The organism is Acinetobacter sp. WU_MDCI_Abxd143, from assembly GCF_025514195.1.
Taxonomy (GTDB): domain Bacteria; phylum Pseudomonadota; class Gammaproteobacteria; order Pseudomonadales; family Moraxellaceae; genus Acinetobacter; species Acinetobacter pittii_H.
This window is the reverse complement of the sequence record NZ_JAHPTH010000001.1, coordinates 650,703-667,429: the sequence shown is the minus strand read 5'-3', so window position 1 is coordinate 667,429 and position 16,727 is coordinate 650,703. Positions and strand designations below refer to the sequence as shown.

Annotated in this window: 15 protein-coding genes; 10 read left to right on the top strand and 5 right to left on the bottom strand. The window is 38.7% G+C overall.

Going from position 1 to position 16,727, the window contains the following annotated elements; translation table 11 throughout:
- The first annotated feature begins 77 nt into the window (after positions 1 to 77).
- The 4 genes from KTI79_RS03130 (at position 78) to KTI79_RS03115 (ending at position 4,382) form a co-directional block, all read left to right on the top strand.
- Entirely contained in the window at positions 78 to 1,835 is a 1,758-nt protein-coding gene (locus KTI79_RS03130; protein ID WP_032053390.1) for a GspE/PulE family protein, read from the top strand.
- 80 nt (positions 1,836 to 1,915) lie between these two features.
- Positions 1,916 to 2,275, top strand: a complete 360-nt coding sequence (locus KTI79_RS03125; protein WP_032005309.1) for a NirD/YgiW/YdeI family stress tolerance protein — start codon at positions 1,916 to 1,918, stop codon at positions 2,273 to 2,275.
- A 107-nt stretch (positions 2,276 to 2,382) separates the two neighbouring features.
- Positions 2,383 to 3,045: a response regulator transcription factor gene (locus tag KTI79_RS03120; protein ID WP_002118246.1), complete on the top strand. Its 663-nt coding sequence runs from the start codon at positions 2,383 to 2,385 to the stop codon at positions 3,043 to 3,045.
- Positions 3,042 to 4,382, top strand: a complete 1,341-nt coding sequence (locus KTI79_RS03115; RefSeq protein WP_032053392.1) for a sensor histidine kinase — start codon at positions 3,042 to 3,044, stop codon at positions 4,380 to 4,382. Before KTI79_RS03120 ends, KTI79_RS03115 begins: the two co-directional genes overlap by 4 nt.
- A 72-nt stretch (positions 4,383 to 4,454) precedes the next feature.
- Here the strand turns inward: KTI79_RS03115 and hemP are convergent, their stop codons facing one another.
- The gene (gene hemP, locus KTI79_RS03110; RefSeq protein WP_002118129.1) at positions 4,455 to 4,625 is read right to left on the bottom strand and encodes a hemin uptake protein HemP; all 171 of its coding nucleotides are present in this window, start codon (positions 4,623 to 4,625) and stop codon (positions 4,455 to 4,457) included.
- 136 nt (positions 4,626 to 4,761) lie between these two features.
- Between hemP and KTI79_RS03105 the strand changes: the two genes are divergently transcribed.
- Entirely contained in the window at positions 4,762 to 5,658 is an 897-nt protein-coding gene (locus KTI79_RS03105; protein ID WP_032053395.1) for an NUDIX domain-containing protein, read from the top strand.
- A 25-nt stretch (positions 5,659 to 5,683) separates the two neighbouring features.
- Here the strand turns inward: KTI79_RS03105 and KTI79_RS03100 are convergent, their stop codons facing one another.
- Together KTI79_RS03100 and mrcB are read right to left on the bottom strand one after the other, a co-directional pair.
- Positions 5,684 to 6,232, bottom strand: a complete 549-nt coding sequence (locus KTI79_RS03100) for a tetratricopeptide repeat protein (protein ID WP_032053397.1) — start codon at positions 6,230 to 6,232, stop codon at positions 5,684 to 5,686.
- A 21-nt stretch (positions 6,233 to 6,253) separates the two neighbouring features.
- On the bottom strand, positions 6,254 to 8,650 hold the full coding sequence (gene mrcB, locus KTI79_RS03095; protein WP_032053399.1) for a penicillin-binding protein 1B: 2,397 nt from the start codon (positions 8,648 to 8,650) through the stop codon (positions 6,254 to 6,256).
- Between the two features lie 185 nt (positions 8,651 to 8,835).
- Between mrcB and KTI79_RS03090 the strand changes: the two genes are divergently transcribed.
- Together KTI79_RS03090 and KTI79_RS03085 are read left to right on the top strand one after the other, a co-directional pair.
- On the top strand, positions 8,836 to 9,744 hold the full coding sequence (locus KTI79_RS03090) for an NAD(+) kinase (RefSeq protein WP_016145893.1): 909 nt from the start codon (positions 8,836 to 8,838) through the stop codon (positions 9,742 to 9,744).
- Positions 9,741 to 10,013 (top strand): YeaC family protein, encoded by a 273-nt coding sequence (locus KTI79_RS03085; RefSeq protein ID WP_002118245.1) that lies wholly within the window; start codon positions 9,741 to 9,743, stop codon positions 10,011 to 10,013. The genes KTI79_RS03090 and KTI79_RS03085 overlap by 4 nt, the downstream gene beginning before the upstream one ends.
- Before the next feature lie 202 nt (positions 10,014 to 10,215).
- Here the strand turns inward: KTI79_RS03085 and KTI79_RS03080 are convergent, their stop codons facing one another.
- The gene (locus KTI79_RS03080; protein WP_086376136.1) at positions 10,216 to 11,220 is read right to left on the bottom strand and encodes a glycosyl transferase family protein; all 1,005 of its coding nucleotides are present in this window, start codon (positions 11,218 to 11,220) and stop codon (positions 10,216 to 10,218) included.
- A 503-nt stretch (positions 11,221 to 11,723) separates the two neighbouring features.
- On the opposite strand from KTI79_RS03080, the gene KTI79_RS03075 reads away from it, so the two are divergent.
- The gene (locus tag KTI79_RS03075; RefSeq protein ID WP_002118145.1) at positions 11,724 to 13,082 is read left to right on the top strand and encodes a dicarboxylate/amino acid:cation symporter; all 1,359 of its coding nucleotides are present in this window, start codon (positions 11,724 to 11,726) and stop codon (positions 13,080 to 13,082) included.
- 163 nt (positions 13,083 to 13,245) lie between these two features.
- Complete coding sequence (locus tag KTI79_RS03070) at positions 13,246 to 14,391, top strand: acyl-CoA dehydrogenase family protein (RefSeq protein ID WP_005073480.1); 1,146 nt, start codon at positions 13,246 to 13,248, stop codon at positions 14,389 to 14,391.
- 41 nt (positions 14,392 to 14,432) lie between these two features.
- Here KTI79_RS03070 and KTI79_RS03065 read toward each other — a convergent pair whose 3' ends face one another.
- Positions 14,433 to 15,377 carry an alpha/beta hydrolase gene (locus KTI79_RS03065; protein ID WP_032053403.1) on the bottom strand — a complete coding sequence of 315 codons (945 nt, stop codon included), beginning with the start codon at positions 15,375 to 15,377 and terminating at the stop codon, positions 14,433 to 14,435.
- Positions 15,378 to 15,561: 184 nt separating this feature from the next.
- On the opposite strand from KTI79_RS03065, the gene pheA reads away from it, so the two are divergent.
- Positions 15,562 to 16,671: a prephenate dehydratase gene (pheA, locus tag KTI79_RS03060; protein WP_002049199.1), complete on the top strand. Its 1,110-nt coding sequence runs from the start codon at positions 15,562 to 15,564 to the stop codon at positions 16,669 to 16,671.
- The last annotated feature ends 56 nt before the right edge of the window (positions 16,672 to 16,727 follow it).

Genomic DNA, 16,727 nt, shown 5'->3' with positions numbered 1-16,727 from the left:
TTTAATTAACTGATGTTAAAGGATATTTAAATATAAAACATCTCTGCTATATTATAAAAATATATTGGGGATAACGCATGAATGCACATGTAGAAATAGATACGTATTGGTGTCTAGAACAACTATTACAAGAAGGCCGTATAACAGAACGAGATAAATTACTGGTACAGACAAGTCACCGCCAAAAAGACCAGTTAAAGTGGCATCCATTACAGTGGATCGCACATTTTAATTTAAAAGATCAGCAACACACACATGCCCATTTGAGTTTAAACCGCTTATGTTTATGGTTTGCAGATCGGGTTCAGCTACCTCTATTTGTGATAGATCCTTTAAAGGCAGATGTCAGCGCTTTAACGCAGGTCATGTCACAAGAGTTTGCCATTCGCAACCATATTTTAGCTGTTGAAATTCATGCTGACCGAATCGTGATTGGAACAGATCAACCATTTCAAACCGATTGGCTTAATAACCTTGAACGTAGTCTAGCGCCTAAAAAAATTGAACGGGTACTGCTTAATCCCGAACAGTTACAACGCTATTTGCGAGAATATTATCAAGTGAGTCGAGCGGTAAACTCGGCTCAAAAAGATGCAGCTCATGACCGTGACAGTAAAAATGTTGAAGCGCTTTTGCAGCTTGGCGATAGTCAAAACCCTAATGCTAATGATCAGCATATTGTGAAATTGGTCGACTGGATTTTACAGTTTGCATTTGAGCAGAGTGCCAGTGACATTCACATGGAACCGCGCAAAGATAACGGTAAAGTCAGGTTTAGGATTGATGGCGTTTTGCACACCATTTATAACATGCCTTCAAATACACTGACCGCCGTGATTTCTCGGATTAAAATTTTAGGACGTTTGAATGTAGCGGAAAAACGTAAACCACAAGATGGCCGGTTAAAAACACGTACACCTAAAGGGCAAGAAACCGAATTACGTTTATCAACCTTACCAACCGCATTTGGTGAAAAACTGGTTATGCGTATTTTCGATCCTGATGTGCTGGTGCGTTCTTTTCAGCAACTGGGTTTTGAAGAGCGGTTATTACAACAGTGGCAACAATTAACAAAAAATAGCCACGGTATTATTTTAGTCACAGGTCCCACAGGCTCCGGTAAAACGACCACGCTATATTCATCTTTAAAGCAGCTTGCAACCGAGCAGGTCAATGTATGTACCATTGAAGATCCGATTGAAATGCTAGAGCCTAGTTTTAACCAAATGCAGGTCAATAATGCAATTGAGTTAGGCTTTGCAGACGGTGTGCGTGCACTGATGCGACAAGACCCTGACATTATTATGATTGGGGAAATTCGTGATCAAGATACAGCGAATATGGCCATTCAGGCAGCATTAACAGGTCATTTGGTTTTATCAACTTTACATACCAATGATGCACCGTCTAGTTTGACTCGTTTGCATGATCTAGGTGTACAACCATTTCTAACAGCTGCAACAATTTTGGGTGTTCTCGCGCAGCGCTTAGTCCGCCAACTTTGTCCACACTGTAAGCAAAAAACTCATATTAATGAGGATGAGTGGGTACACCTAACCTTTGACTACATTATGGAAATGCCTGAAACGGTTTATCAAGCGGTAGGCTGTGAAGAATGTCGACATACAGGCTATAAAGGCCGAGTTGGTATTTACGAGTTTATGCCAGTCAGTCTTGAGCTTAAACACCTTATTAGTAGTCATGTGACATTAAATGATTTAAGAACTCAAACTAAAAAAGAAGGTATAGAACCTTTAAGAATTGCGGGAGCCCGTAAAGTGATTGAAGGACTTACGACATTAGAAGAGGTCTTGAGGGTTGTGCCATTAAATTAAGTTTTTCTTAAGATTCACCTCATTTATGGTTGATTTAATTGCTTTATCCCAAGAGGGAACCATAAACAGAGGGTAATAATATGAATATGCTTAAAGTAATGTTGATGACTGCTGGTATGACTGCTGCAGGGGTAGTTGTCGCGAATACACCAGTGAATCAAGCTGCAATTGCTCCGACAACTGTCACCACAGTAAAACAGGCATTAACCTCAAAAGATAATACACCGATCAAATTACATGGTCAGGTTGTAAAATCTTTAGGTGATGAAAAATATCAATTCCGTGACAAGACAGGTAACATTACAATTGATGTAGATGATGAACTTTGGCAAGGTCGCCCTATTTCAGCCAATACAAATGTGACTTTAATTGGTGAAGTAGACATTGACTATAAACCTTTAAAACGCGTAGAAATTGATGTGGATCAAGTTCAGTTCTAATGAATAAGGTCTGTAGATCTACTATTTTAGCCGCATTTAAATCATGCGGCTTTGCTTTTTTTACAAAGGCTTGGCAAGATCAAATCAGGATATGACAGGAAGAATAGATGAGAATTTTGCTTGCAGAAGATGATCGCTCTCAAGCTGAAAGCATTCAATCATGGTTAGAGTTAGATGGTTATCAGGTAGATTGGGTCGAAAGAGGTGATTATGCACTGACGGCAATCGAACAGCATGATTATGACTGTATTTTACTTGATCGGGGGCTACCTCAACTGGCCGGTGAAAAGGTTCTCACTACCATCCGCCATAAACAAAAAAATGTTCCTGTTATTTTTATTACTGCACGTGACAGCATTCATGATCGGGTAGAGGGGCTAGATTTAGGCGCAAATGATTATTTGGTTAAGCCTTTTAGTTTAGAAGAATTATCGGCTCGCATCCGTGCTCAATTACGCAAACAAACTTTGAGTCAACAATCGGTTTTAACATGGGGCGACCTACAACTTGATACACAAGCGAAAGTCGTATTAAGCGCTGGCAAGTCTATCGATTTAACAGCAAAAGAATTCCAAATATTGCGTAAGCTTATGGTGCATCCCGAGCATATTATTACCCGTGATCAATTAGAAGAAGCACTCTATGCATGGGGCGAAGAAATTGAAAGTAACGCGATCGAAGTATTTATTTATCAACTTCGAAAAAAAATCGGAAGCAGCAGTATTAAAACCATACGGGGGCTAGGCTACCGTATGGGAGATTTAAAATGAAATCGAATCGCTCATCCTTGCAGTCGCAACTGGTTAAAACCACGATGTGGAGCAGTGTGGTGGTGGGGTTATTGGCATTAAGCTTACTCACCATATTTTCTATCTATCACAACATGTCAGTGCAAGACGAAATCATGGATGAAATTTCAGATACTTTGCTGGTTTCTGATCTTTCTGGACACTCCATGAAACAGTTTGATGAACTGAGTGATGAATTTGATATTCAGTATGAGTTATTAAACACAGGCCAAGTACTGACCCATTCTCATAGCTATCAGCATGAACTTTTTGAGCAAGGTAACTTATCAGAAGGTTTTTCGTATTTTTGGTTTGATGGTCAATTATGGCGTAGTCTAGCTGCACAACAAGAAGACTCTCAACTACAAGTTGAAGTTTTTCAACCAATGAGTACACGTGTTGAAGAGGTACTTAAAGCACTTGCTGGATATAGTGGCCTTATGGTGTTGTTCTGGCTATTGCAGTGGGTCATTGTAAGTTGGCGTACCGAGCATCAATTGGCTGCACTCAATTTACTTTCTAGACGAATTGCTCAAAAAACTGCATCAAATTTAGAGCCAATTCAAGAGCCGGATGTCATTACAGAAATTCAACCTGTTATAGATGCATTAAATCAATTGCTTGCAAGATTACAAAGGGCTCTCGTTGCTGAACAGCGTTTTACCGCAGATGCTTCGCATGAGCTACGTTCTCCGTTATCTGCCATACAAATGCGTCTTCAAGTTTTACAGCGTAAATATCAACATCTTCCAGAACTTCATCAAGATTTTGAACGCATACAAGAAGACGTTTCTAGAAGTACAAAAATACTTGAGAATTTACTTCTTCTGGCCCGCTTAGAACCCAATGAAGCTGAACAGCCCGAACTGCCTAAGACAGGTATCGATTTAAATTATTTGTTGGCAAGAGTGATTGAAACTGTAGATTTAGATGCGAAAGCTAAACAGATGTTAATAGAGACAAATACTTTATCGACAGAAACTAAAACATATGCGAATGAAGAATTACTGTTTATTGCTTTTAGAAATTTATTTGATAACGCCATTCGTTATAGCCCGAATTTAGGCTCTATTCATGTTGAGATTAGTCAGCATGAACAGCAAATTAAGGTGTCTATTGAAGACACGGGAAATGGTGTAGATGATGAAGTGCTATTACGGTTAGGGCAGCGTTTTTTTCGGGTGCTTGGTACTCAGCAGCAAGGTTCTGGGTTAGGAATTTCAATTACTCGAAAAATTATTGAATTGCATAATGGCAAGTTACGTTTTATGCATGCTGAACAAGGTGGTCTGAGGGCAGAGATTATTCTTCCTTCATAAAAAATAGCATGGTTACCCATGCTATCCATTTTTTGTTTTCCCACGAATATTATTGAAACGCGAGTATATTTTTTATTTAGTTAAAATTAGGCGATTGTTGCGAGTGAGGCGTAAACGATATTCCTCGCCAGCATGCATAATGCGAATTTCACGGCCTAATGCAAAGAGGTTATTAGAATGTAACATTGGTAAGGCGTGAGCTGTGTCATTGTTACGGGTAAATAAGCTAAAAGGTGCGTTCATTTGTTGTGCTCCGTGGTATGTTCTTGAACGATTTAAATGATAATCATTATCGAATAGATCTGTCAATGAGATTTTTAAGATTTTATAAAATGATAAAATTTGCTTACACTTGAGAAAAGTTTTAGAGAGTAAAAAGATGCCCAAACCAATAGTCGATGTCGCTATAGCAATCTTGATCCATCGTGGAAAAATATTAGTTGGATGGCGCGAAGAGCAGCAACATCAAGGTGGAAAGCATGAGTTCCCTGGAGGAAAGGTTGAGCAGGATGAAACTCCAGAAGAAGCCTGCCGCCGTGAAATCTATGAGGAGGTGGGTATTGGTTTAAAAGATTGGCATCAGTTTGATTATATTCACCATGAATATGATGACATTATTGTCAATTTACATTTATTCCATAGTTATGTACCTGATGAGTTATTAAATCTTATTCACCAGCCATGGGCATGGTACACACGTGATCAGCTACTTCATTTAAACTTCCCTAAAGCCAATAAAAACATCATAAAACGACTCTATTGGCCTCATCTCATCAAAATTAGCAATACGCTTTCAACGGTAGAAAGTAATGATGCTTTATTGTATTGGCGTATCGAAGAAATTGAGCCGCAGTATATAGAGCAATTAACTGCTTTAGATGAAGGGCAACGATCAAATTTAATTATTAATATCGATATTTGGCAGCAATTAAGCCCAGAATTACAAAAACAGATTAAGACCGTTCATTTAAAACAATCTCAACTCATGAATTTGCATAAAGGCGATTTAACAGTGGGCGTACGTTATATTGCTGCTTGTCATGATGCCGTTTCTTTAAAGCAAGCTCAGCAGATTGGTTGCGATGCTGTTTTTATTAGTCCTGTAAAACCAACAAAGACTCATCCAGAAGCTATGGCATTAGGTTGGGAACTTTTTAGTGATCTCGCTCAAAATAGCCAGATTCCGGTTTTTGCATTAGGAGGAGTGCATCCTGATGATTTAGCCACTGCACAGCAGCATGGTGCATATGGCTTAGCAGGTATTCGTAATTTCTAATAAGAAAATAAAAAAGCATTAAAAGCTAGAGGGCTTTTAATGCTTGTTGTGCTTCTTGAACAGTTTTTTGATTATTGCGTTGTTGCCCAGCTTTTAAGATGACCAACCACAGCTGCTTTTTCATTGCCTGACTTTGAGCAAAACTTAAACCACGTCTTGCTAAAGACTCAGCATTAGAATATTGCTGTTTATGATTTGCCGTAAGCGCAAGAAATAAATAAGTCTCAGCCGCTTGTGGCGCTAAACGCTGTGCTTGAAGCGCATAGCGTTCAGCCTCTGACCATTGCTGATTTTTATAAGCCTGCTGTGTTTTTTGCATTAACACTTTAAATGCAGGTAACTGGCTACCATCATCACTAAAATGTTGTGTTTTTTTCTGTTGAGGAACAATCACCTGTAAATTTTTACGTTGAATTTCTGGGTGATCATAAGGTGTAATTTTTACACCTGATGGAGTTTCCGTCTTTTTGACTGGAGGAGTAGGTGTTTTCTCTTTGGAGTCAGAATGATCAGGCAGAGTTGTACAGCCGACCATAAGAACAGCACCAATATAAAAAACACCTTTCTTCAACATATCCTAATTTCCTGTTAACGCTTAGTTGTTATAACTACCACTTGAAATTACCCGTGAGTTGTTTGATAGATCTTGTTCCATCTGGTTTTCACTTTCACGAATATAACTGTCGGTATTATCATCCTGAGAATCAGGAATTGTGTTATCACTTTGTGGCGTATATGTTGGATCAACTTGATAATAAGGTGCTCCACATGGCGTAGCACGGTGCGGAACCGTATGCGTTAGCATCGGAATATACATAGCACCATCACATGCCTGAGCAGATAAATCACCCGTTGCACGGTCAATCCACTGCCACTGTACAGTGTCTGGTTGACGTAGATTTACAGGCGTTTGACGTAATTGTTTCATCACATTAATCCATACTGGCAATGCACCAGATGAACCTGTTAATCCAGTCACTTTGTTGTCATCTAAACCTAACCAAACTACAGCAACGTGGTTGCCTGAGTAGCCCGCAAACCATGAGTCACGTGTATCGTTAGTCGTACCTGATTTACCTGCCAATTTTAAAGCAGGAGACAAGCTATTATAAGCTGCGCGACCAGTACCCGAAGACATAACCTGTTGTAGACCATAATTCATAATATAGCCAACAGATGGATCAATAGTTTGTTGAACATTCAGGCCATAACGGTCAAGCAGGCGACCATTTGCATCTACGACAGATCGAATGGCACGAGTTGGATATTTAAAGCCACCTGTAGCAAAGTTCTCATAAATTCCCAGAACCTCCATTGGTGACATATTGACTGCCCCAAGGAAAATAGAAGGGTAGGCAGGAATGGTTGACTCAACACCAAACTTTCTTAAGTTGTTGGTAAATGTTGATAAACCAAACTCTTGACCCAAGCGCACAGCAGATAGGTTATATGAATTTGCTAAAGCTTCGCTCAAGCTGACTACACCATGTCCGCCACCACTGTAGTTTTTAGGTGTCCAACTTTTGCCACCATCTACAGGGACACTAATCGGTGCATCTTCAATTTGGGTTGCCCAGTTGTAACGCCCAGATTCAATAGCACTTAAATAAATTACAGGTTTTAATAAAGAACCGACTTGGCGTTTTGCATCTAAAGCACGGTTAAAACCAGTAAAGTCTTGTGTAGAACCAACAGCAGCAACGAGCTCGCCGTTTTCTGGATGTGCAATGAGTACCGCACCCTGTAAGTTTTTCAAACGGGCTGGGTTGCTATTTGCTAAGCGGTCTACTGAAGCTTTAAACGCATTTTGAACTTGGGTTTGAGTAATTGGGTCTAAAGTCGTAAAAATACGTAAGCCCTGATTAGTTAAGTCACTCTCTTGATATTCTGTGCGTAATTGACGACGCACAATATCTAAAAAGTCAGGGAATTTTGCAGGGCCCAAACTTGGCTTACTTAACACATTTAAAGGACGTGCAATTTCATCTTCATATTCTGCTTGAGTTAAATAGCCCATTACACGCATATTATTTAACACGGTATCGCGGCGTTTTTTCGCACCTTCAGGATTTTTCCAAGGGTTATACAAAGAAGGGCCTTGCACTAAACCGACTAAATAAGCTTGTTGTGAAACATTGAGTTCACGTAACGGTAAACCAAAATAAAATTGTGAAGCCAAACCATAGCCATTAATTGAGTAGCTACCATTTTGGCCTAGATTTACTTCATTTAAGTAAGCTTCTAAAATTTCATCTTTGCTGTAATGCAGCTCAATGAGTAAAGCCATTAATGCTTCATTAACTTTACGTTTTAAGGTGCGTTCAGGTGTAAGGTAGAAGTTTTTAACTAATTGTTGAGTTAGGGTTGAACCACCTTGACGCTTTCCGCCTGTAATATTACTCACCAATGCACGAGCAGTACCACGAATTGAAACCCCGTGATGATGATAGAAATTACGGTCTTCTGTTGAAATTAAAGCTTCAATAAGAGGTTTAGGGACATTATTCAGTTTAATGAGAACACGGTCTTCATTATGTTGAGGGTAAATCCCTCCAATCAGAAGTGGCTCTAGTCGCGCAACACCCGTTGAAGAAGGTTTTGTACTTCTAACTTCAGCAACTTGGTCATTTGCAAAACTTAACTCTAGGACTTGTTCGGGTTCAACACTGTCGCCGTAATCAAAACCACGCGTGTGGATATACATATTGCTACCCTGAGCAACATAGGTTCCAGACTTGTCATAATTACTTGAAGTTTTGTAACCCAAGAGTTTTAATTCTTGAGTGAAATTTGCTTGGGTAATAGGTGCGTTGTTATAAATTTCCAAAGGTCGTGCGAACACTTTGGCGGGAATATCCCACCGTTGTCCTTCAAATTTTTCACGGATAATATTATCTAAACGAATCAGATAGATACTAAGAGCAATAAAAGCACCAATGACCAAAATGGAAAAGATTAGTGCAAAGAAACCGATACCACGTTCAAACTTCATAAAAATGAGATAAAACCCTAACAATGCCTGTAATGATGCGATAGCTTGTCATCAATTTGCAATGATAAAACTGTGAATAATTGGAAAACTTAGATTGAATTTTACAGCATCTTCTTGTTATGTTTTTTTAAATTAATCAGGTTAATGTTATTATAGCCAAGTATCGCAGCGGAGCTTACTCATTCGTGCAAATTTCACATAAGTCCTTCAGAAACGTCGGGTTAATCGGTCGACCAGATAAATCATCAGTAGTAGAAACACTATGTTTAATTCATGATCATTTGTTGAACCTAGGCTTAAACCCCATTTTTGATCAGGAAACTGCTGAATTAGTGCCTTATGACCATGCACAGGTAGTGAGTCGTCATTTATTGGGTGAAGTTGCTGATTTAGTCATAGTCGTTGGAGGTGATGGTTCTTTACTCCATGCTGCTAGAGCTTTAGTACGCTACAATACGCCTGTTATTGGTATCAACCGCGGGCGTTTAGGTTTTTTAACTGATATCAAACCTTCAGAAGCCATTTTCAAACTTGACCAAGTACTTCAAGGACATTTTCAGCTTGATCGTCGCTTCTTGCTTGAAATGGAAGTACGAACAAATGGTGAAGTCATTTATGACGCGATTGCCTTAAACGATGTCGTTTTGCATTCAGGCAAATCGGTACACATGATTGACTTCGAGCTTAATATTGATGGTCAATATGTTTATCGCCAACATAGTGATGGTTTAATTGTTTCGACTCCAACCGGATCAACGGCTTATGCGTTGTCAGGTGGTGGTCCAATTTTACATCCAAGTATGGATGCTATTGCATTAGTTCCAATGCATCCCCATACATTGTCATCACGTCCCATCGTAGTGGGTGGTCAAAGCGAAATTAAAATCGTTATTCGCGAAAATCGTGTATTACCAATGGTGAGTGCAGATGGACAACATAGTGTCTCGCTCAATGTTGGAGACAGTTTACACATCCGTAAACACCCATTTAAACTAAGTTTATTGCATCCACCAGGTTATGATTTCTATATGGCCTGCCGTACCAAACTTGGTTGGAACCAAGATTTTGAATCTTTCCAAAGAGATGAATCATGAATATTGAACAAATGCTATCTGTTTTAAACCCTGAAATTGTAGAGCGTTTAAAAACAGCAGTAGAAATTGGTAAATGGCCAAATGGCGTTGTTTTAACTAAAGAGCAGCGTGAAACTTGTATGCAAGCTGTAATCGCTTGGGAGTTAAAGAACTTACCAGAAGATCAGCGTAGTGGGTATATTGACCGTGGTACCAAAGAAGAAGGTGAAGAGTGTGATGATGATCATCACAAGCATGAGCCAGAGTTTAAACCGATTCGGTTTGTTTAAAACTAATTTTAGAATAAATCTTAGTCAGCATTTGCTATCGCGTGGGCGACATGGATGTCGCCTGTTGAGCAACAGTACAAGAACGTACTGTTTGCTCAACGAAAGATTTTTGTTACTTTTCATCTTTGAAAAGTAAGTATTGCCTATATGCAGCAACATAAGAAAAACATGCTATACAAGGCTGTATGATCTTATATTAGTTTTATTGACTAAAATTACGTGTTTTCCACAACACTTTTGCTTTTTGCATCGCTTCTTCAAAACTAGCAACAACGCCCATGGTATATAGCGCAATTCCGATGGTTTCTGTTACTGCTATTTCTCCATATTCATGGTGCTGTTGACCAAGCCATACTGCTTTAAATGTTGCTAAATCTAATTCTTCTTCAATTGGGCTTCGCTCAGGTGTGAGCTTTGGCAACTCATGTTCATAGAGCTCACCATTTTTAATACCACAAATGAGTGTTTTGGCATCTGGGTTTCGTTCAAATTCACCACCTTCGCCTTTAATAACGGCACTATTTTGATAGCCTAAGCGTAATGCGCTATGTTGGTGGGAAGTTCTGTAAGCAGGGTGGAATATTGCTTGTAAGGTAGCCTTGGCATTAAAAGGATTAATTAAACGAGCCAAAGTATGAATAGGTGAACGCAATCCCATGACATTTCTTAGAGATATCAATTCGCTTAAAACTGGTGAAATCACGTCTAACGGTAAGTAAGCAAAATTTTGCTCTGCTAATTGTGTACGAACTTCTTGTTCAGAATGGCAAATTTGATAACCAAGATATTCTAAAACTTGCTCTGTATAAACACGGTTAAGCGTATGGCCTGACGCACCATGCATAACAATTTTATGGCCATGCTGGGCAAGCGTAAGAGCGGCTAACAAAAACCATGGATAGTGTTTTCGCTTACCTGCATAAGATGACCAATCTAAATCGACTTCTAAAGGCTCAAAATGAAGCTGGTCTTTGGTTGCTTGAACGAAACCTGCGAGCTCTTCAATCGATTCTTCTTTAACCCGAAGCAGCATTAAAAATGCACCTAGCTGCACATCTAACACTTCACCTTTTAAAATCATGGTAAATGCTTGATAAGCTTCTTCATAGCTTAAAGAGCGAGATCCGGTTTTCCCCTTACCTAAAATACGGACATATTGAGCAAAGGGATGTTCAGCATCTTTATAGATATTACGTTTAGTATTCATCGTAGTTCAAAACAATAAAAATGATGGGATGTAGGCAGCTCAAAATGAAATGTCCACAAGTATTTAATCAATATGACATAAAAAACTGCTGAAAAAATATCAAAAGTGTTTCTTATACTAAAGTCTTAGGATTGCCTGAGTGTTTTTTATGCGTATCAGCTAAAAATTTAACCGAATCGTTATTTAATTCGAGTACACTTTCCCGTGCTTTTTTGAGCACTCATATCATAATTTTATGTGATTCTCCTATATCTTCAGCTTTTTATTGAAAAAGTAAGAGGTTATTTCTAGCTACTCAAAGTGGTTAGAAACTTCAGGTATTCTCCTGTTTTAGAAAACATTGATTTTGTTTTCATTGAGGTAGTAGGAAGGTTTTTTGTTCACAAAAAACCATTTCCCTTTTGCGGTGTTAATGTGAAAGGTTAGGGCTGTGTATTCGTAAAGAATAGACGTTTCATTTTGGTATTTCCAACGGACTTGGAAATATAGATTGAAGTAAAGTTATGGCTAAAAAACCGATTTATAAATCACTTTATTTTCAGGTGATTATTGCGATTATTGCGGGTATCTTGGTAGGGCATTTTTCCCCAAGCTCAACGCAAATTGTCAATGGTGTCGAACAACATATCCCAGGTTTAGGTGAGAAACTCAAGCCATTAGGTGATGCCTTTATTCGTTTGATCAAGATGATCATCGCTCCAGTTATTTTCTGTACCGTGGTAAGCGGTATTGCTGGCATGGAAAGCATGAAGTCAGTCGGAAAAACTGGCGGCGTTGCATTGTTATACTTTGAAATCGTTTCAACAATTGCACTTCTAATTGGCCTTGTTGTAATTAACATTGCTAAACCGGGTGTAGGGATGAATGTTGACCCTACCACTCTCGATACTTCGGGCATTCAAAAATACGTCAGTTCTGGTGAGTCACAATCTACCATTGATTTCTTAATGCACATCATCCCTGATACGGTGGTTGGTGCATTTGCAAATGGTGAAATCTTACAAGTCCTTCTTTTTGCAATTCTCTTTGGTTTTGCTTTACATAAGTTAGGTGATGCAGGACGTCCAGTTTTAAAGTTTATTGATCAAGTTGCACATGTGTTCTTTAACATTGTGAATATGGTCATGAAATTGGCTCCGATTGGTGCATTCGGTGCGATGGCATTCACTATCGGTAAATATGGCGTTGGTTCACTTGTACAGTTAGGGCAGCTCATTATCTGCTTCTATATTACATGTCTACTCTTTATCTTCTTAATTTTGGGTACAATCAGCCGTATTAGTGGATTCAGTATTCTTAAGATGATTCGCCTGATTCGTGAAGAGTTATTAATTGTACTTGGTACATCTTCTTCTGAATCTGTTTTGCCTCGCATGTTACGTAAACTTGAAATTGCAGGTTGTGAAAAATCTGTAGTTGGTTTGGTTATCCCAACAGGTTATTCATTTAACCTTGATGGTACGTCAATTTATTTGACTATGGCTGCAATCTTTATTGCTCAGGCAACAAATACACAGCTTGATATTCAACATCAGATTACTTTGTTGTTGGTACTCTTAATTTCATCTAAGGGTGCTGCGGGTGTAACAGGCTCTGGCTTTATTGTTATGGCTGCAACTTTATCTGCTGTAGGACATATTCCAGTGGCAGGTCTGGCATTGATTTTAGGTATTGACCGTTTCATGTCAGAAGCCCGCGCATTAACTAACCTTGTTGGTAACTCATTAGCAACGATTGTTGTTGCAAAATGGGTCGGTGCTTTAGATAAAGATAAGCTAAATGATGCCTTAAATAATCCAGATGAAGTCGACAGAAAAATGATGGAGCAAAAAACTCCTCAAGTCGCTGAAGGTTTAGATTAATTCAAATAAACCTATATAAAAGAGGAAGCTTTGGCTTCCTTTTTTATTGGCTGACTGAAAAGTACAGTTTTAATGAGCAGCTATGTCATGACAGTAGCTTAAAAAATGATTAGCATGCACAACAATCAGATTAGATAAAACAATAAAGCCGAAGGAAAATATTATGTTGGCATACGATGCAGATTTAGAATTATTCCGTGATAATTTTAAACGTTTTATGAATGAGCATATTGCACCGCAATACGATCAATGGGAACGCGAAGGAATCATGCCACGTGCTGTCTGGAATCAACTGGGCGAAAATGGCTTTTTATGTGTGGATGTTCCAGAAGAATACGGTGGTTATGGCGTGCCAACCTATTATTCATTAATGTTGGTTGAAGAATCGGCACGTGCTGGATTCTGTGCATTATCAACAGCGATTTCTTGCCACTCTGAAATTGCTGCACCGTATATTTTGCACATCGGGACAGAAGAGCAAAAACAATATTGGTTGCCGAAAATGGTAACAGGTGAAGTGGTTGGTGCAATTGGTATGACTGAACCTGGAGCGGGTTCGGATTTACAATCAATGCGTACCAGTGCCATTTTGCAAGATGACCATTATTTGCTAAATGGTTCAAAAACATTTATTTCAAATGGACAACATGCTGATCTTGTGGTGCTTGCAGTAAAAACTGATCCTCAAGCGCGTGCAAAAGGTGTGTCATTATTATTGGCAGATACTCATCTAGAAGGTTTTAAAAAAGGTACCAACCTCGACAAAATCGGTCTGCATTCTCAAGACACATCTGAGCTATTTTTTGACAATGTTAAGGTTCCTAAAAACCAGTTACTCGGTCAAGCTGGGCAGGGTTTTGCTTACTTAATGCAAGAGTTACCACGTGAACGTACCGCTATTGCATCTACCGCAATTGGCGCTATTCGTGGTGCAATTGATTTGGCAACTGCTTATGTAAAAGAACGTCATGCATTTGGTCAGCCTATTTCACAGTTCCAAAATACTCGTTTTGTTCTAGCACAAGCAAAAATTGATGAGCTTGCTACAGCTGCTTTTTACGAGAGAAACGTTGCTCTATATCAAGAAGGTAAACTTGATGTTGAAACAGCAGCAGCGCTTAAAAGTTTCAGCACTGACATGCAAATGAAAGTCGCAGACAACTTGCTGCAACTTTTTGGTGGCTATGGTTATATGACTGAATATCCAATTTCACGTTTCTTTGTAGATGCACGTATTCAACGTATTTACGGTGGTACAAATGAAATTATGAAAGAAATCGTAGCACGTGGATTAATTGGCAAAGCTTAATAATAGCTTCAAAAAAGCCTACCTTTGAGTAGGCTTTTTTATTATTTAGCTATTTTTGGAGAAGGGTCATCAAATAAAGATTTACAGCTTTCTAAATTTTGACAGGAAGCAAACATAAGGGCTTTAGGTAAACTCGCATATAAATTTGTAATGTGTTGTTCAGCTGGGTTATAAAAATGCCAATAACTAAATTGATCTGAACGCTTTTTTTCTAAAGCTTTAAAGAAATTCGTTTCATTAAATTTATGATTAAGTTGAGTGCGAGGGCCGCCTTGCTCATGTGTACCGACTGTGGTCATGAGTAAAGGGGAATGATTTGGTTTTTGACTTTGCCAATGATTTAACTTCTGAAATAATATGCCTTGGTCAAACCAGAGAGAAGGGCTTGCAGCAAAGTAACGCTGAAATGCATCTGGCTTTTGAAAAAAATGATAAAGCACAAACAAACCTCCAAAAGAATGTCCATAAAGACTTTGCTGTTGGCTATTAATCGGAAATTGTTTTGCAATTGTAGGCTTGAGTTCGCTATTTAAAAAAGCAATAAACTGATCAGCACCCCCATATTTATATTTACCTTGTGCTTGAAATTGGGCAGAAGGTTTTGGAGTGTAATCATAAGCACGCTTTTGTACATCAAAGGTTTTTTGCTGAGGGTAACCAACCGCTACAATCATGAGCGGGTCTAGTCCTAATTTGGTAGAACCAGCGCCAATCGACTGAGCAATATTAACAGCACTCGGAAACGTAGCATTTCCGTCTAATATATAAAGTACAGGATAGCCATGTTGGGGCGGGGCGACAGGTGGTTTATAAATTTGAATAAGATAATCATGGCCTGTATGTTTAGATTTAATTTGAAATTGTGCCTGATTATTTTGAAAAACGATTTTTGGTTGATTTTGTATAGGCGTTTGGGCGAGGGCAGAACAGCTTATTAAAGTACTTAATAAAAAACTTGAAGATAAAAAGAAAAATGATTTATGCATAATGGGGAATAATAAAATTTATTATGCAAATGATAAATGAAAATCATTATCAAATAAAGTGATCAAAGAAATGTGCGCAAAAAGGTTAATGAAAAAAGCTTTTACAGCTATATTGCCTAACAAATCAAAGCAGACTATTGTTATACTCTCGTTCAAAAGATGATTTTACTGAGGCTGCATTCTAATGATCAACGATGATCAAAACAAAACGACTTCTCTTAGTTTGGAACAAATTCGCGAAGATATTGATAGTGTAGATCAACAGATTCAAGAATTATTAAATCGCCGCGCAAGCCTTGCTGAAGCTGTTGCAAAAGCTAAATTTGCTTCCGAAGAGAATCCTTTGTTTTATCGTCCTGAACGTGAAGCACAAGTCTTACGTAAAGTTATGGAACGCAATCAAGGTCCTTTGTCTGATGTAACCATGGCGCGTTTGTTCCGTGAAATTATGTCTGCTTGTCTCGCTTTAGAGGCTCCGCAAAGCATTGCATTTCTAGGGCCAGAAGGGACTTTTACTCAATCTGCTGTACTTAAACACTTTGGTAAAGATGCAGTTGTTCGTCCATTACCAACAATTGATGAAGTGTTCCGTGAAGTAGAAGCAGGTAGTGCACATTACGGCGTAGTGCCAGTTGAAAACTCATCTGAAGGTATTGTGAACCATACTTTAGATTGTTTTAAAACATCGAATTTAAATGTGATTGGTGAAGTTGAATTACGTATTCATCATCAATTCCTCGTCTCTGAAAATACACGTAAAGACAGTATTAAACAGATTTATGCACACCAACAAACTTTGGCTCAATGCCGCCAGTGGTTAGACGCGCATTATCCGGGTGTTGAACGTGTTGCTTTAAACTCAAATGCAGAAGCTGCACGTCGTATTCGCAACGAATGGCATTCAGCAGCGATCGCATCTGATATCGCAGCAGGCATGTATAACCTTGAAATCTTGCATAGTAATATTGAAGATAATCCGGAAAATACCACTCGTTTCTTAGTCATTGGCCGTGAAAAGATTCCACAAAGTGGTAATGACAAAACTTCATTATTAATTTCAGCGCATGATCGTGCTGGTGCTTTATTAGAAATTTTAGCGCCGTTTGCAAAACATAATATTAGCTTAACGAGTATTGAGACTCGTCCAGCATTACCTGAAAAATGGGCCTATGTATTCTTTATCGATTTAGAAGGTCATATCGATCAAGAGAATGTTGCTGCGGCAATCAATGATATTCGCCCAATGGTAAAAGAGCTTCGTATTTTAGGTTCTTATCCTGCTGCCGTTCTCTAATTACTCATGTTGGAATAATGACATGCATCAAGATGGTCATGTCATTATGCTTAAAA

What these genes read in the sequence shown, in the direction of transcription:
- KTI79_RS03100 (WP_032053397.1), bottom strand. Translation starts at nt 6,232, where the DNA reads ATGTTGAAGAAAGGTGTTTTTTATATTGGTGCTGTTCTTATGGTCGGC.
- hemP (WP_002118129.1), bottom strand. Translation starts at nt 4,625, where the DNA reads ATGAACGCACCTTTTAGCTTATTTACCCGTAACAATGACACAGCTCAC.
- KTI79_RS03070 (WP_005073480.1), top strand. Translation starts at nt 13,246, where the DNA reads ATGTTGGCATACGATGCAGATTTAGAATTATTCCGTGATAATTTTAAA.
- mrcB (WP_032053399.1), bottom strand. Translation starts at nt 8,650, where the DNA reads ATGAAGTTTGAACGTGGTATCGGTTTCTTTGCACTAATCTTTTCCATT.
- KTI79_RS03125 (WP_032005309.1), top strand. Translation starts at nt 1,916, where the DNA reads ATGAATATGCTTAAAGTAATGTTGATGACTGCTGGTATGACTGCTGCA.
- KTI79_RS03075 (WP_002118145.1), top strand. Translation starts at nt 11,724, where the DNA reads ATGGCTAAAAAACCGATTTATAAATCACTTTATTTTCAGGTGATTATT.
- KTI79_RS03120 (WP_002118246.1), top strand. Translation starts at nt 2,383, where the DNA reads ATGAGAATTTTGCTTGCAGAAGATGATCGCTCTCAAGCTGAAAGCATT.
- pheA (WP_002049199.1), top strand. Translation starts at nt 15,562, where the DNA reads ATGATCAACGATGATCAAAACAAAACGACTTCTCTTAGTTTGGAACAA.
- KTI79_RS03085 (WP_002118245.1), top strand. Translation starts at nt 9,741, where the DNA reads ATGAATATTGAACAAATGCTATCTGTTTTAAACCCTGAAATTGTAGAG.
- KTI79_RS03115 (WP_032053392.1), top strand. Translation starts at nt 3,042, where the DNA reads ATGAAATCGAATCGCTCATCCTTGCAGTCGCAACTGGTTAAAACCACG.
- KTI79_RS03080 (WP_086376136.1), bottom strand. Translation starts at nt 11,220, where the DNA reads ATGAATACTAAACGTAATATCTATAAAGATGCTGAACATCCCTTTGCT.
- KTI79_RS03065 (WP_032053403.1), bottom strand. Translation starts at nt 15,377, where the DNA reads ATGCATAAATCATTTTTCTTTTTATCTTCAAGTTTTTTATTAAGTACT.
- KTI79_RS03105 (WP_032053395.1), top strand. Translation starts at nt 4,762, where the DNA reads ATGCCCAAACCAATAGTCGATGTCGCTATAGCAATCTTGATCCATCGT.
- KTI79_RS03130 (WP_032053390.1), top strand. Translation starts at nt 78, where the DNA reads ATGAATGCACATGTAGAAATAGATACGTATTGGTGTCTAGAACAACTA.